At 38.2% G+C, this 15,563-nt stretch carries 11 protein-coding genes; 8 read left to right on the top strand and 3 right to left on the bottom strand.

Going from position 1 to position 15,563, the window contains the following annotated elements:
* Positions 1 to 12 precede the first annotated feature (12 nt).
* Entirely contained in the window at positions 13 to 1,197 is a 1,185-nt protein-coding gene (locus tag AB1278_RS13815; protein ID WP_343644038.1) for an MFS transporter, read from the bottom strand.
* A 176-nt stretch (positions 1,198 to 1,373) separates the two neighbouring features.
* Between AB1278_RS13815 and AB1278_RS13810 the strand changes: the two genes are divergently transcribed.
* The 6 genes from AB1278_RS13810 to AB1278_RS13785 all read left to right on the top strand — a co-directional run bounded on the left by AB1278_RS13810 (position 1,374) and on the right by AB1278_RS13785 (position 11,912).
* The gene (locus tag AB1278_RS13810; protein ID WP_429815028.1) at positions 1,374 to 4,295 is read left to right on the top strand and encodes a SusC/RagA family TonB-linked outer membrane protein; all 2,922 of its coding nucleotides are present in this window, start codon (positions 1,374 to 1,376) and stop codon (positions 4,293 to 4,295) included.
* A gap of 11 nt (positions 4,296 to 4,306) precedes the next feature.
* Positions 4,307 to 5,866, top strand: coding sequence for a RagB/SusD family nutrient uptake outer membrane protein (locus AB1278_RS13805; RefSeq protein WP_429815025.1), 1,560 nt, complete (start codon positions 4,307 to 4,309; stop codon positions 5,864 to 5,866).
* A gap of 3 nt (positions 5,867 to 5,869) precedes the next feature.
* Complete coding sequence (locus AB1278_RS13800) at positions 5,870 to 7,294, top strand: glycoside hydrolase family 30 protein (protein WP_202842686.1); 1,425 nt, start codon at positions 5,870 to 5,872, stop codon at positions 7,292 to 7,294.
* 9 nt (positions 7,295 to 7,303) lie between these two features.
* Complete coding sequence (bglX, locus tag AB1278_RS13795; protein WP_429815022.1) at positions 7,304 to 9,526, top strand: beta-glucosidase BglX; 2,223 nt, start codon at positions 7,304 to 7,306, stop codon at positions 9,524 to 9,526.
* Between the two features lie 96 nt (positions 9,527 to 9,622).
* Complete coding sequence (locus AB1278_RS13790) at positions 9,623 to 10,432, top strand: glycoside hydrolase family 16 protein (RefSeq protein ID WP_429815019.1); 810 nt, start codon at positions 9,623 to 9,625, stop codon at positions 10,430 to 10,432.
* A gap of 40 nt (positions 10,433 to 10,472) precedes the next feature.
* Entirely contained in the window at positions 10,473 to 11,912 is a 1,440-nt protein-coding gene (locus AB1278_RS13785) for a glycoside hydrolase family 30 protein (protein WP_202842681.1), read from the top strand.
* 143 nt (positions 11,913 to 12,055) lie between these two features.
* On the opposite strand, the gene AB1278_RS13780 is transcribed toward AB1278_RS13785, so the two are convergent.
* Positions 12,056 to 12,868: an enoyl-ACP reductase FabI gene (locus AB1278_RS13780; RefSeq protein ID WP_202842680.1), complete on the bottom strand. Its 813-nt coding sequence runs from the start codon at positions 12,866 to 12,868 to the stop codon at positions 12,056 to 12,058.
* Between the two features lie 120 nt (positions 12,869 to 12,988).
* Complete coding sequence (locus AB1278_RS13775) at positions 12,989 to 13,288, bottom strand: hypothetical protein (RefSeq protein WP_114821904.1); 300 nt, start codon at positions 13,286 to 13,288, stop codon at positions 12,989 to 12,991.
* A gap of 139 nt (positions 13,289 to 13,427) precedes the next feature.
* Here AB1278_RS13775 and AB1278_RS13770 point away from each other — a divergent pair, with 139 nt between their 5' ends.
* On the top strand, positions 13,428 to 13,988 hold the full coding sequence (locus AB1278_RS13770; protein ID WP_429815014.1) for a DNA-3-methyladenine glycosylase I: 561 nt from the start codon (positions 13,428 to 13,430) through the stop codon (positions 13,986 to 13,988).
* 252 nt (positions 13,989 to 14,240) lie between these two features.
* On the top strand, positions 14,241 to 15,518 hold the full coding sequence (locus AB1278_RS13765; RefSeq protein ID WP_429815011.1) for a hypothetical protein: 1,278 nt from the start codon (positions 14,241 to 14,243) through the stop codon (positions 15,516 to 15,518).
* The last annotated feature ends 45 nt before the right edge of the window (positions 15,519 to 15,563 follow it).

Here is a 15,563-nt window from a genome sequence, read left to right as displayed (position 1 = left end):
GTAAAAATAAAACTATTTTCTATTTGTGACAGTAAAATATATAAAACTAATCACAAAAAGCAGAATTACAGAAGATAAGATGTATAATGGATAATAATTCAACAGCTGTTTTTCAAATAAAACAGCCATAATGATAGAGCTTACAGAGCTGCCCAGAGAAGAAAAAATAACAATAAGCGAGGTGAAAAGATTAATCTTGTCTTTATCCACCTGTGCAATCATTTTTGAGTTGATTACAGGGTAGAGGGGGGAAAGAAACAAACCAATAACCGGAAATAAAAAAAGTAAATAGCTGGAATCCTCCGAATCAAAATACTGTATCCCCAGTATAATAATCAGTAAGGTGATAATAAGAGCCATACATGTAATATAATATCTGGGCAATGAAAACCTTTTGATGATATTGGCAGTAACCGTTCGTCCGGCATAAGAAAAGACGGATAGAAAAGAAGTGGCCTGAAGCGCAAAAAAAGAATTGACCTTCAAATGGTTTTTATAAAAAGAAGGAAGCCATGAATTGAATCCCTGCTCTACAAAGACGATAAAAAAGATCACTCCTAAAAATAAAGCTACCGTAGGTGTGGTAAACCCGGAAAGTTCTGAGAGAATGCTTTTGTTTTCCATAGGCCTGGAATCTGCTACTTCTATCTTTGACAGCAGAAAAATGGTAAATGCTGATAATAAAGCAATCATCAGGAAACCAAACTTCCAGAATTCCGAGTACTGGCTGGAAATTATCCACCCAAAACCGGTATTAACCACGAAAATTCCGATCATAAAAGAGGCTTCTACATTATTCATGGTCTTTGCCAGGGATTTTTCATCCGAAATATTATTCCTGATAATTCCAAAAACACAGATTTTACCAATAGCGAAACAGGCTCCTATAATCGCAAACCACAGTTTATAAAACCAGAAAACCTTTACAAAAGGAAGAAGGCAGGAACAGAATCCAACAATGGCCAAGGCAAGGATTAATGCCTTTTTAGGTCCTGTCTTATTGATAAAGCTCACTGCAAAAAGCGAGATAAAAGCAATGGGTAGATCTTTAAAAGATTCTAAAAACCCCAGTTCTCCGTAGGTGATTTTCTCTTCAGACAGCTGTAGAATCACCAACCCCATACAGTTTAAAACCATTGAAAAAATGAGAAAGGTAAGTTTTAACGGAAGAGAAATTTTGGAAGGCTTGGTGGTCATTTTGGGAGATGAATTTATTAATTTTTTATGATATTTTATGAAATATTGATGCGAAGATAGGGCTTCTAACCCTGAAAAATAAAAGAAAAATTAAAATTTTTATGAATAGAATGTTAATTAATTGAAAAAAAATATATTTTTATTGTCTCAATTTGAGAATTAAACAATAACTGTATATGAATGTAAGAATATCAAGAAGCGTAGGAGTGGTTGCCGTCCTCTATTTTACGGCCAACTTCAGTGCCCAGACCACCAAGGCGAAGGACACAATTGCGAAAGAAAACAAAATAGACGAAGTGGTAGTCATCGGTTACGGTACTCAGAAAAAGAGTAATGTAACGGGAGCTATTGCGAGTATTAAAGCCAGCGACATTGAAAACATACCGGCAGGTAAGCCTGAACAGGTATTGCAAGGTAGAGCTGCAGGGGTTTCTGTTGTTACGAATTCGGGACAGCCTGGTGCTGCTGCTACTGTACGTGTAAGAGGGATTACCAGTTTTGGAGCTGGAAGTAACAGCCCATTGTGGGTAGTAGATGGTATTGTGGTAGACAATATCGGATGGCTTAACCAGTCAGATATAGAAAGTATAGAAGTGTTAAAGGACGGAGCATCGTCTGCAATCTATGGAGTCTCTGCAGCAAAAGGAGTAATTCTGGTGACAACCAAAAAAGGAAAGAGAGGAAAACTTAGTCTTTCTTATAACGGGTTTTATGGTTTCTCAAATGCATCCAAAAAACTGGATCTCCTAGATGCTACACAATATGCTAAAGTTATTAATGAAGGTTTTGTTAATGACGGACAGGCACCCAGATTTTCTAATCCTGAATCATTTGGGAAAGGTACCAACTGGCAGGATGCTATTTTCGGAACCGGTGAAAAATCTTCTCACGAAGTAAGCATTACCGGAGGGAATGAAAAATCCACCTACTATACCTCTTTTGGATATTTTGATCAGACTGGTATTGTAATGAGTGATATTTCTTATTACAAAAGAATCAATGCAAGATTTAACTCAACCCATAAAGTTACAGATTACCTGACCATAGGGCAAACCTTTGCGTACACACACGTGAAGTCTCAGGGAGTAAGTGCAAACGAAGAATTTGGAGGACCGTTGGCTTCAGCAGTAAACCTGGATCCTATCACTCCGGTTGTCGTGACAGATTGGTCAATGGTAGATTCGGATGGTTATAAAAGTCCTTATATCATCCGTGATTCGGAGGGACGTCCTTACGGAATTTCCCCATATGTAAATAACGAGATGACCAATCCGCAGGCTTTCCGTCATATACAACAAGGTAATTATAACTGGTCTGATGATTTTGTGGGGAACGTTTTTGCAGAACTCAAGTTTCTAGATCACTTTACATTCAAAACAAGTTTAAATGGTAAGAAATCCTATTGGGGAAGCCGCTCCTTTACACCGAAATATTATTTAAGCCCAAATTTTAATAACACCGGTTTTAACAGTTTGAATAAGGTGGATGAAAATAAGTTCGAATGGAGCATGGAAAATACATTGACCTATCAGAACAAGTTTGGTGATCACAACATCAATATCATGGTTGGGCAGGGTGTTTACCGATACAACATTGCCGGTGGTGCCAGTTTGACTTACAGTAACCTTCCTATTGATAACTGGCAGGATGCTTCCTTCAATTTTGATATTCCCAGAGAAAATATCACAGCAAAAGGATGGGACGGAATCGAGACCCGTAAAGCATCTTATTTTGGTAGAATCATTTATGATTATGCAGATAAATATTTATTTACAGGAACAATCCGTAGAGATGGTTCTTCAAAATTTGCTACCAACCAGCACTGGGGAACTTTCCCATCTATGTCACTGGGATGGAACGTTCATAAAGAAAACTTCTGGCCGGAGAACAAAGTTGTTAATAATTTAAAATTAAGAGGAGGTTACGGAGTGTTAGGGAATGACGAAATGGATAACTTCAGATTTGCAAGTTTCATGGTTTCCGGTAGTAATTATACCAACTCCAGTAATAATATCATCATTGGTTATGCGAAAAGTACTTTGGAAAACCCTAATTTGAAGTGGGAACAGACCAGCCAGCTGAATATTGCTGCAGATCTGAAATTATTCAACAACTTTACCTTAACAGCAGATTGGTACAAAAAGAAGACTACTGATATTCTCAGACAAATCAATATCCCTGGTTATGTAGGAGTTCCTGTTTCACCTTGGGCAAATGTAGGAGATATGGAAAACTCAGGTGTTGAACTTGAATTAGGCTACAAGAAAAATTGGGAAGATTTCAGCATTTCGGTTAATGGTAACTTCGCAACCATAAAAAATAAAGTTCTTAGACTAGAGGATGATATTGAATACTTTAACCTGGCTTCTTTCCAGACCATGGGAGCGGTATCCAGAGTAGCAGTAGGGCAGCCCTACGGATCATTTTACGGACAAACATATAGTGGGGTTTTCCAGAATCAGGCACAAATTGACAATTATGTAAATGCCAATGGTGTAAAATTATTACCCGATGCAAAACCTGGGGACTTTATCTGGCAGGATAATAATGGAGATGGTAAAATTGATGACAATGATAAAGTAAACTTAGGAAGCTCTATCCCAAAATATACTTTCGGACTTACCGTGAATATGAGCTATAAGAATTTTGATCTGATGATGTTTGCGCAAGGACAGGCTGGTAACAAGATTTTCCAGGGGTTAAGAAGATTGGATTTGCCTGATGCCAACTACCAGACAAGAATCTTAGACAGATGGACAGGTGAGGGATCTACCAATGATAATCCAAGACTTACCCGCACTGATTCTAACCACAACTATTCATGGATGTCTAACTATTACCTTCAGAAAGGAGATTATGTGCGTCTGAAAATTGTTCAGCTAGGATATACTATTCCTCAGGATGTTACCCAACGTTTTGGAATGAGCAAGGTAAGACTGTACATCACAGGAGAGAACCTGGTTACTTTTACAAAATATACAGGATATGACCCTGAAATTGCGGGAAGAAATAATTCTGAGCAGGATATTATCGGTGTAGACAGAGCTTACTATCCACAAGCTAGAACATTCCTTATAGGAGCTAATATTCAATTTTAATGACCAACAAAATGAAAAATAAGAATTTAATATATAAAGGACTTGCCGTAGCGTTTCTGACAGGTCTGAGTTTTACCAATATCGGTTGTAGTGATTCCTATCTGGATGATGTAAAGAATTCAGGATCTTTTAATACAGATTTATATTTTCAGAATGAGCAGCAGTCTTTCAGTGCATTGATCTCCGTATATGATCCTTTAAGAAAGTATTCGGCTGGATTTGAAAATACCGTAACATTCTTTAATGCAGGATCTGATGATTTTTATTCCGGTGGGGGAAATTCCAATGACGGAGCGGGTATCCAGGGAATGAATAACTATATGATCAACGCCAATACAATGCCAGCCAGCTATTGGAGAGATTACTATCAGGGAGTTGCCCGTGCTAATCTTTTAATAGAAAGAGTTCCGGGGGCAAATATGAATGAGGATCTTAAAAAAAGATATATTGCAGAAGCTAAAGTCCTTCGTTCTTTATATTATTTTGAATTACTAAGAATGTTTGGAAATATTCCTTTGATTCTTAATACCATAAAGTTCGATGATAATTATTGGAACGTTCCACAGGCCAAGCCAAGTGATGTTTATGCACAGATAGAAAGCGATATTGTTGCTGCTATTCCAGACCTTATGATGACGCCGAGTATCAGTGATAAGGGGAGAATCACGCAGGGAACGGCCAGAGCTATATTAGGTAAAATTTATCTTTATGATAAAAAAATGCCCCAGGCCGCCGCACAATTTGCTGAAGTAAATGGTACGCCAGGAGGAACCAGCCAGTATGGCTACAAACTTGTGGCAAATTATGCAGATTTATTTAAAGTTGCATTGGAAACTGACCAGGATCCAAACAAATACAAATTCCCATCAGAATCAATTCTTGAAGTAATGCATACCAATAAAGGAAGCTCTGACTGGGGATTCTGGGGACAGGGAAAAGACGAAGGAAACTCTATCAATGTGATGGTAGGACCTCGTTCTTATTTCTTAAAAGATATCCCGAATAACAATGCTCCGGATATCTATTCCGGTTGGGCATTTAATACCGTAACAGAGAACTTTGTCACTTTTATGCAGGGAGATCCAAGACTGGACGTTACCGTTTTCAATGCAAAAAAACTGGTGACAGAGGGTAAGGTTACTTATACGCCTGCTTTTGCAGATACCGGATACTTCCTCAACAAGTATTTACCTACAAACGCTTTAAAAACATCACTTCCAGGGCCTCCTGAGCTTAATTTCAGGCAAAATTATATTGCCATCAGATTGGCGGATACTTATTTAATGGAGGCTGAAGCATTAGGTGCAACCGGAGCAAGAGCACAGGCATTATTAGATGCAGTAAGAGCAAGAGTTGGGTTACCATCAGTTCCTGTTTCTTTACAGGCTATTAAAGATGAAAGAAGAAGAGAGCTTGCCGGAGAAGGACACAGATGGTTTGACCTTGTAAGATGGGGAGATGCTCCATCAGTACTTGCATTCAAAGGATTTAAAGCCAATAAAAATGAAATTCTTCCAATTCCTTTCAATGAATTGCCGAATACAGCTTTAAAACAAAATCCTGGTTACTAAAATATGAAGTTTCACAACTTATATAGTTTCTTTAGAGGTGCCGCACTGCTTAGTGGTGTGGCCCTTTTTTCTTTATCTTGTACCTCAGTGGCTTCCAATAAAGAAAATGAAGTGCAGTACTGGCTTACAAAAGGGGATGAAAGTGTAAAATTACAACAGCAGGTTTCCGTTAAATTTGTAAACAGCTCCAACAGCTTTCAGAATATTGAAATTGATGATACTCAAAAGTTTCAATATATTGATGGCTTTGGCTATACATTAACAGGAGGAAGTGTTGAGGTAATCAACCGGTTGTCGCCTTCCAAAAGAAAAGCACTGCTTAACGAACTTTTTGGAAATGATAAAAATTCAATATCCATCAGCTATTTAAGACTGAGTATTGGCGCTTCCGATCTTGATGGAGAAGTATTCTCGTACGATGATCTGCCTGAAGGACAGACTGATCCTTCTCTTTCAAAATTCAATCTGGCAAAAGACAAGGCTTTGATTGGGATGTTGAAGGAAATTTTAGCAATTAATCCTTCCATTAAAATCATTGCTGCCCCGTGGTCTCCTCCGGTTTGGATGAAAGACAACGGTAAATCAAAAGGAGGGAGTTTAAAGCCTGAATTCTATGGAACGTATGCTCAATATTTTGTAAAATATATCCAGGGCATGAAAAAAGAAGGGATCACCATTGATGCCGTAACTCCTCAGAATGAACCTTTACATCCCGGAAATAATCCAAGTTTGTATATGCCGTCTGAGCAGCAGGGAGATTTTATTAAGAACCATCTTGGTCCGGTTTTTAAAGCCAACGGAATCACTACTAAAATTGTTGTGTATGATCACAATTGCAACAAACCTGAATATGCTCTTGATATTTTAAAAGATTCTGAAGCTGGCAAATATATAGATGGATCTGCTTTTCATCTGTACGAAGGCGATATTTCTGCATTAAGTACGGTACATAATGCTTTTCCGGGTAAGAATTTATACTTTACTGAACAATGGACAGGTTCAAAAGGCACTTTTACCGAAGACCTGAACTGGCATACGAAAAATGTAATCATAGGCTCTATGAGAAACTGGAGCAAAACAGCTTTGGAATGGAATCTTGCCAACGATCCAAAATTTGCCCCTCATACAGATGGCGGATGTACGGAGTGTAAAGGAGCCATAACGGTTTCCGACAGTGAGAATTTCACCAGAAATGTTTCTTACTATATCATTGCACACGCTTCAAAATTTATTCCGGCAGGATCTCAGCGTATCGCTTCCACTCAGACTGATAAGCTTTCAACGGCTGCCTTTAAGACTCAATTTGGGAAAATAGTTTTAATTGTGCAGAACGATAATCAGGCAGATGAAAATTTTAATATTAAATTTGCCGGGAAAACCGCTGCTGTAACAATTTCGGGACGTTCTACAGCAACCTATATTTTTTAATTTGATACTATGAAAAGAGTTTATTTCTTACTGGCATTTTCTGCATTGGGATTGAATGCTTACGGACAGAAGACCATTGATCAGAAAGTAGCAGAGCTGCTGTCTAAAATGACCCTTGAAGAAAAGGTAGGACAAATGGTGCAATATAGTGGTTTTGAATATGCTACAGGACCCCAGCAATCCAATTCCGCGGCTGTTTTGGAAGAAATCAGGAAGGGAAAAGTAGGTTCTATGCTGAATGTTGCAGGATCAGAGGAAACCAGAGCTTTTCAGAAACTGGCGATGCAGTCAAGGCTGAAAATTCCTTTACTGTTCGGGCAGGATGTTATTCACGGATATCGTACCACATTCCCTGTCAATCTCGGACAGGCGGCAAGTTGGGATCTGGCCATGATTGAAAAGTCAGAAAGAATTGCTGCTACAGAAGCTGCCGCTTACGGTATTCACTGGACGTTTGCTCCGATGGTGGATATTGCCAGAGATCCGAGATGGGGAAGAGTAATGGAAGGTTCAGGAGAAGATACTTACCTTGGAACAAAAATAGGACTGGCAAGAATTAAAGGATTTCAGGGTAGAGGCTTGGGAAGTCTTGATGCCATAATGGCATGTGCAAAACACTTTGCAGCCTACGGAGCCGCTGTAGGCGGAAGAGATTACAATTCTGTAGATATGAGTCTCAGACAATTGAATGAAACTTATCTTCCACCATTCAAAGCTGCAGCAGAAGCAGGAGTGGCCACTTTCATGAACTCTTTCAATGATATTAACGGAATTCCTGCAACAGCCAACCAATATATACAGAGAACCCTCTTAAAAAGAAAATGGAATTATAAAGGTTTTGTGGTGTCAGACTGGGGAAGTATCGGGGAAATGGTTCCTCACGGTTATGCCAAAGATGGAGCTGAAGCTGCTGAAAGAGCAATACAGGGTGGAAGTGATATGGATATGGAAAGCCGTGTGTATATGGCAGAGCTTCCAAAACTGGTGAAAGAAGGAAAAGTAGATGCAAAACTGGTAGATGATGCAGCGGGTAGAATTTTAACCAAGAAATTCGAAATGGGACTTTTCGATGATCCTTACAGATTCAGCAATGAAAAAAGACAAAAAGAACAGACCGATAATCAGGAAAACAGAAAATTCGGAAGAGAATTCGGTTCTAAAAGTATTGTTCTTCTTAAAAACCGGGGAAATATTCTTCCGCTTTCGAAAAGTGTAAAAACAGTTGCGCTGATTGGTCCTTTCGGGAAAGAAACGGTAGCGAATCACGGTTTCTGGTCTGTTGCTTTCAAAGATGACAGCCAAAGAATTGTTTCTCAATTTGACGGAATTAAAAACCAGCTGGATAAAAACGCTACTTTATTATATGCAAAAGGCTGCAATGTTGACGATCAGGATAAAAGCCAGTTTGCCGAAGCAGTAGAAACGGCGAAAAAAGCAGATGTTGTCATCATGACGCTGGGTGAAGGCCATGCGATGAGTGGAGAAGCAAAAAGCAGAAGTAATATTGGTTTTACAGGTGTTCAGGAAGATTTATTGAAAGAAATTGCCAAAACAGGTAAGCCAATCATCCTGATGATCAATGCCGGAAGGCCTCTGATTTTCAACTGGGCATCAGACAATATTCCTGCCATTATGTACACATGGTGGCTGGGAACAGAAGCAGGAAACTCTATTGCAGATGTTTTGTTCGGGACAGTGAATCCCGGTGGAAAGCTTCCAATGACTTTCCCAAGAACAGAAGGGCAGATTCCTGTGTACTACAATCATTACAATACAGGAAGACCTGCAAAAAATAATACAGACAGAAACTATGTTTCCGCGTATATAGATCTTGATAATGATCCCAAATACCCATTTGGATATGGTTTAAGCTATACGGATTTCAAATATTCTGATATGGTTTTAAATTCCACAAACCTTACAGGAAATCAGACCTTGAATATCAGCGTTACGGTTTCCAACACAGGAAAATATGACGGAGAAGAAGTGGTACAGCTGTATATCAGGGATCTTTTCGGGAAAGTAGTCAGACCGGTAAAAGAATTGAAAGGCTTCCAGAAAGTATTCATCAAAAAAGGAGAAAGCAAAAAGATCGATTTTAAACTGACTCCCGAAGATCTGAAATTCTATGATGATAACTTGAATTTTGATTGGGAAGGCGGGGAATTTGACATTATGGTCGGGACGGATTCTCAACATGTTCAGACCAAAAGAATCACCTGGACAAAATAAATTGAATTCAATTCAATTCAATAAGAGTGGGCTTTAGCCCGCTTAATCAAAAGTCAGAAAAAAATGGCTTTAGCCAAAACTTAAATCTACTTATGTATGAATCTCAAAGCTAAAAATATCATCAAAATATGCGCAGCAGGAATTTTTTTCCTTACTGTTTTGAATTGCGCTTCGCAAAAACCTGAAGCCCGCAGAACGCTGATATGGAGTGATGAGTTTAACGGTAAAGGGCTACCTGATTCATCAAAATGGAATTACGATGTAGGAGGAGGAGGTTTTGGAAATGAAGAAGCTCAGTTTTATACCAAAAACAGACCTGAGAATGTCAGAATGGAAAAGGGAAACCTTATCATTGAAGCCAGAAAAGAAAATTGGGAAAATAATAAATACACTTCTGCCAGGCTTTTAACCAAAGGAAAATTTGCCTTTCAGTGTGGAACAGTAGAAGTTAGAGCAAAGCTTCCCAAAGGACGTGGAACATGGCCTGCCATCTGGATGATGAGTGAAAATATGAAGAAATGGCCGGATGACGGTGAACTGGATATTATGGAACATGTAGGATACAATCAGGGATTTATACATGCTTCTGTTCACACCAAAAAATACAACCATATCCAGGGAACACAGAAAACAGATACCTTGTTTGTAAAAGATGCCAGCGAAAAATTCCATGTCTATAAGGCAGACTGGACTCCTGAAAAGATTGATGTTTATGTAGATGATAAAAAATTTTTCACGTATGTGAACAGAGAGAAAAACGATGAAGCATGGCCTTTTGACAGACCTTACTTTATCATTTTAAATCTGGCAGTAGGTGGATTTTGGGGTGGGAAAGAAGGCATTGATGATGCTGTATTTCCACAGAAGTATTATATAGACTACGTAAGAGTCTATCAAAATAAATAATGAAAATGAGGACCAGAAGGGTCCGGAAACAGAAAAAATCATGAGAAAATTAATTGTAAGTTGTTTTGTAGTAGGCGTTTTCATCAATGTTAATGCTCAGAATTACTGGAAGAAGAATGCAGGAAAAACAGCTAAAGTAATCCTTACCAACTCGAAAGTGAATGAGAAGATGGCGGATAAAGGAACCGTTACATTTGAACAGTTCGGACAGCCTAAAGAAACTGAGGCCTGTATTTTTGTGGCTCCCCGTTTTAAATATCAGAAACTGATAGGAATCGGAGGTGCTATTACAGACGCTTCAGCAGAGACTTTTTATAAAATGCCAAAGAATAAGCAGAAAGAAATTCTGGATGCTTATTTCGGAAAAAACGGATTGGGATACACAGTGGTTCGTACCAATATGAATTCCTGTGATTTCTCCAGCGATTCGTATACCTATGTAGAGGATAATGATACTTCTCTGAAGACATTTAACGTTGTTCATGATGAGAAGTATAAAATTCCGATGATTAAAGAAGCTCAGAAAGCCATTGGTAATAACTTCACATTCTATTTCTCGCCTTGGAGCCCGCCAGCCTGGATGAAATCCAACAAAAGTTTGTACAAAGGAGGAAGATTGGAAAATCAATACTACCAGACATGGGCAGATTATTATATCAAATTCATCAAAGAATACGAAAAGAGAGGAATCAACATCTGGGGGTTAACCGTTCAGAATGAACCAATGGCTACCCAAAGCTGGGAATCATGCATCTATACTGCCGAAGAAGAAGGAGAATTCCTGAAAAAGAACCTGGGGCCAACGCTTTGGAAAAACGGTTACAAAGATAAAAAAGTTATGATCTGGGACCACAACAGAGACCTTATTTATCAAAGAGCAACCACTACATTAAGTGATCCTGAAACCTCAAAATATGCCAGCGGTATTGGGTATCACTGGTATGAAACATGGAATAATAAAACGCAGCTTTTTGACAATCTGGCAGAAACACACAGAGCATTTCCTGATAAATTCCTGGCTTTTACGGAAGGATGTAAAGAACAGTTCAATATGGATAAAATCTATGATGTAAGTCTGGGGGAACTTTACAGCAAAAATATGCTGAACGATTTTAACAAAGGAAATGCTTTATGGACTGACTGGAATATTTTATTGGATGAAACCGGAGGACCTAACCATAAGGGAAACTTCTGCTTTGCCCCGATTATTGCAGATACCAAAACCGGTGAGGTTTTCTATACCTATGAATACTATTATATAGGCCATGTTTCAAAATATATCAAACCCAATGCGCAGAGAATCGGAAGCTCTTCCAACAGAGCAGCGCTTACATCTTCTGCTTTTATGAACGAAAACGGCCAGCTGGTAACCGTTATCATGAACGATTCAGACAATGATATTGAAACGAATCTATGGATAGAAGGTATGGCTGCCAAACTGAATGCTCCTGCGCACTCTATACAGACCGTAATTTTGTAATATCATATTAATATTATTTTTGACAGATCCGGCGGCCTCAAAGAGGCCGCCGGATTTTTATTTGTCTTCAGATGATAAAAATAGAAAACCCATGAAAAAACTTCATGGGCCTTATGTATTGTAAATGAAACTTTATCAGTTCATTATTTTTCAGCGTCATATTTACTGATCACTTTCTGAGTAACTCCTGAGCTGCTGAAACCTCCGTCATGGAACAGGTTCTGCATCGTTACCTTTTTAGTAAGATCAGAGAATAACGTTACACAGTAGTCTGCACATTCAAGAGCAGTAGCATTTCCCAGTGGAGACATATCTTCTGCATATCCAAGGAATCCTCCGAAACCTTTCACACCGCTTCCGGCAGTAGTCATTGTAGGAGACTGAGAAACTGTATTTACACGTACTTTTCTTTCTCCCCAGTAGTTTCCGAAAGTTCTTGCGATACTTTCAAGGTACGCTTTGTTATCAGACATATCGTTGTAATCCGGGAATGTTCTCTGAGCTGCAATATAAGTAAGCGCCAAAATGCTTCCCCATTCGTTCATACAGTCTTTTTCCCATGCTACACGCATTACTTTATGGAAAGAAACAGCGGAAATATCCCAGCCTTTTTCCAACCAGTCGTAATTCATTTCTGTATAGTGTTTTCCTTTTCTTACGTTGATAGACATACCGATAGAGTGAAGGATAAAGTCGATTTTTCCAAATTTTGCAACAGCGGCATCAAAAAGTTTTTCAAGATCTTCTACAGAAGTAGCATCAGCACCTATTACTTCAGAACCTGTTTTTTCTGCTAAACCATTAAGTTCTCCCATTCTTAATGCTATAGGAGCATTAGATAAGATAAATTCAGCACCTTCCTCATGGCATCTTTCAGCAACTTTCCATGCGATAGATTGTTCATTAAGGGCTCCAAAAATAATTCCCTTTTTGCCTTTAAGTAAACCGTATGACATAATTTTTTAATGTTTATTATAATACAAATGTAACAATAATTGTGCTTATGGCATAATAAAAAATGGAGCCTTATCAATTTAAGACTCCATTTTATTGAAAATATTTATATGACTGAAATACTAATTGGTTTTCTTATTCCATTCTGCCTTTACATCTTCCGCCGCATCTTTGGTTTTTTCCCATGCCTCATCTGCTTTATCCTTAATATCTTCCCAGGCATCGGATACATTAGCTTTTACCCTGTCTAGCCAGTCTTCCTGGCTTGCTTCCTGATCATTATTCCTTTTCTCATTAATATAATCTTTAGCCTTATCTGCCAATTCATCGATTTTCCATTTGGCTTTGTCCGTTGCATTCTGTAAAGAATTTTCTACATTGTTTACTGCATTTTCCGCTTTGTTGTACTCTGAATTGTTCATAATAGTATAAATTTTAATTTGGTAATACTAATTAAACAATAACCATTCCTAAAACTGAAGGTCATTGTTAAACTTTTCATAATATTTTGTTATACTTTTCAAAATCAATAGTAACTTTAACCTGTAAAATATGATAATTATGGAAAAAATCCGCTGTGGTTGGTGCGAAAAAGATGATCTCTACAGAAAGTATCATGATGAAGAATGGGGAAGACCTGTTTATGATGATGAAACAATATTTGAGTTCCTGATTCTGGAGTGCTTTCAGGCCGGCCTGAGCTGGTATACCATTTTATCCAAAAGGGAAAATTTCAGGAAGGCCTTTGATCATTTTGATTATAAAAAAGTAGCTGCCTATTCTGATAAAAAGATTGAAGAATTAATGAACAACCCAGGAATTATAAGAAACAGACTTAAAATTCTTGCAGCGGTTACCAATGCTCAAAGATTTATGGAAGTTCAGAAAGAGTTTGGAAGCTTTTCCAACTATATCTGGGGTTTTGTAGATGGAAAGCCAATCGATAACAATCCGGAGAAATTGTCTGAAGTTCCTGCTACGACAGAGATTTCTGACCGTATTTCTAAAGACCTTAAAAAGAGAGGATTCAAATTTGTCGGATCTACACTAGTTTATGCCCATATGCAGGCTACCGGAATGGTCAATGACCATGTACAGGAATGTTTTATCAGGGAAAAATAATTAAACTTTATTCAAAAATCAGTGAATTTTATTGTTAATTGTATAATTTGAAATATTAAGCGTAAAGAGTAAAATATCTGAAAAGTCTAATGAATGTTGTGTTTGGTAAATATCTGATAATTAAACAATTTTCATTGTGTTGTGAATAAATTTCGTTTTAATCACACTGATGTGTTTTTGATTATGAAATTTTTAATATAATCACTTAATTATTAAAAATTCGTATATTTGCATCCTCAAAAAACGCAGGTAATGCAAATAAAATATAAACAACAATACATTCTTCTTTTACTCTTTTTTAACTGTTTTATATGTGCACAGGTTGGGATAGGAACTTCTTCTCCTGCTCCTTCTGCAATGCTTGATATCAATGCGTACAACAAGGGAGTGCTTCTTCCAAGTGTTGCGTTGGTTACCATTACAGACAACGTTACTGTTCCTTCACCGGCAGATGGGCTTATCGTATGGAACAATGGAAACGGAATATTAAAAGACATCGGATTTTACTATTGGTTTGAATCAAAATGGAACAAAATTCTGGCTAACGGAGGAAATACTACTAAAACAGAGGATGGATCATACTGGAATCTTACCGGTACGAATGCCGGAAATTATGGTGCAGCCAATACAACCCTCGCTCTGGGAACAAAAACATATGATGATTTGATCTTTAAAGTAAATGCTTTAACAGCCGGAAGATTGGGGGTTGATAATTCTGTGAGCCTTGGAATAGGATCAGCTGCTGGGCAAAATGGTATTGCTCTTGGAAATGCAAATTCAGCATTTATGGGAATATCCATTGGAAACTCAACCGTAGTTTCCGGAAATGAAGCTTTAGCAGTAGGAAATAAAACAACTGCAGCAGGCTTTAGATCTGCAGCAATAGGTTTTCATGCTCAAACCGGCAGCAATGAAGCTGTGGCTATAGGAAATAATTCTTCAGCAGATGGATTTCAATCGATCGCATTAGGATATAATGCAAAAACAAATACCAATAGTGAGACCGCTTTGGGATATAATGCGGTAACCAATAGTCAGAATTCAACTGCTTTAGGCTCGGAGGCCAATGCTTTGGGACAATTTTCAACAGCTGTAGGATATGGTGCTGTGACTTCACAGGCCAATGCCATTGTTCTGGGAAATGATAATGCAAATGTAGGTATTGGTACCAGTGCTCCGAATGTCTCTGCAAAGCTGGATGTAAACGGTAAGTTTAAATTGGGAGAAAGGGGCAGTGTCCAGAAGAGCCAGATTAGTTTTGAAGCATGGCCCGGAATTTCGATTAATAATTTGCCTCCGGGAAAATCTACAACCATCGATATTCCGGTTCCGGCAGGTTATCAGTCTGGTTCTACAAGAGCTGTCGTTGTGGTTTCTCCTGCAGGAGACTTTCCTGGAAATTCCTCATTTTCCATCTCGAATCCAAGGCTGACTTCTGCTTCGAGTATTACAATTAATCTCACTAATATTTCAGAAACTGCTAACAGCCTGTATTCCGGACATTTTTATGTGATGATCAATGAGTTTTAAATAATAGTTTTTTATTATAGTTGATATGGTGTGAAGGACTTCCGG

The sequence above is a fragment of the Chryseobacterium sp. NRRL B-14798 genome (genome assembly GCF_050470705.1).
Classification (GTDB): Bacteria; Bacteroidota; Bacteroidia; order Flavobacteriales; family Weeksellaceae; genus Chryseobacterium; species Chryseobacterium cupriresistens.
Note: the sequence above shows the minus strand (reverse complement) of the source record. Positions and strands in the feature narration are given on the sequence as shown.

Coding starts and splice junctions, on each gene's coding strand:
- AB1278_RS13815 (WP_343644038.1), bottom strand. CDS start 1,197: ATGACCACCAAGCCTTCCAAAATTTCTCTTCCGTTAAAACTTACCTTT.
- AB1278_RS13810 (WP_429815028.1), top strand. CDS start 1,374: ATGAATGTAAGAATATCAAGAAGCGTAGGAGTGGTTGCCGTCCTCTAT.
- AB1278_RS13805 (WP_429815025.1), top strand. CDS start 4,307: ATGAAAAATAAGAATTTAATATATAAAGGACTTGCCGTAGCGTTTCTG.
- AB1278_RS13800 (WP_202842686.1), top strand. CDS start 5,870: ATGAAGTTTCACAACTTATATAGTTTCTTTAGAGGTGCCGCACTGCTT.
- bglX (WP_429815022.1), top strand. CDS start 7,304: ATGAAAAGAGTTTATTTCTTACTGGCATTTTCTGCATTGGGATTGAAT.
- AB1278_RS13790 (WP_429815019.1), top strand. CDS start 9,623: ATGAATCTCAAAGCTAAAAATATCATCAAAATATGCGCAGCAGGAATT.
- AB1278_RS13785 (WP_202842681.1), top strand. CDS start 10,473: ATGAGAAAATTAATTGTAAGTTGTTTTGTAGTAGGCGTTTTCATCAAT.
- AB1278_RS13780 (WP_202842680.1), bottom strand. CDS start 12,868: ATGTCATACGGTTTACTTAAAGGCAAAAAGGGAATTATTTTTGGAGCC.
- AB1278_RS13775 (WP_114821904.1), bottom strand. CDS start 13,288: ATGAACAATTCAGAGTACAACAAAGCGGAAAATGCAGTAAACAATGTA.
- AB1278_RS13770 (WP_429815014.1), top strand. CDS start 13,428: ATGGAAAAAATCCGCTGTGGTTGGTGCGAAAAAGATGATCTCTACAGA.
- AB1278_RS13765 (WP_429815011.1), top strand. CDS start 14,241: ATGCAAATAAAATATAAACAACAATACATTCTTCTTTTACTCTTTTTT.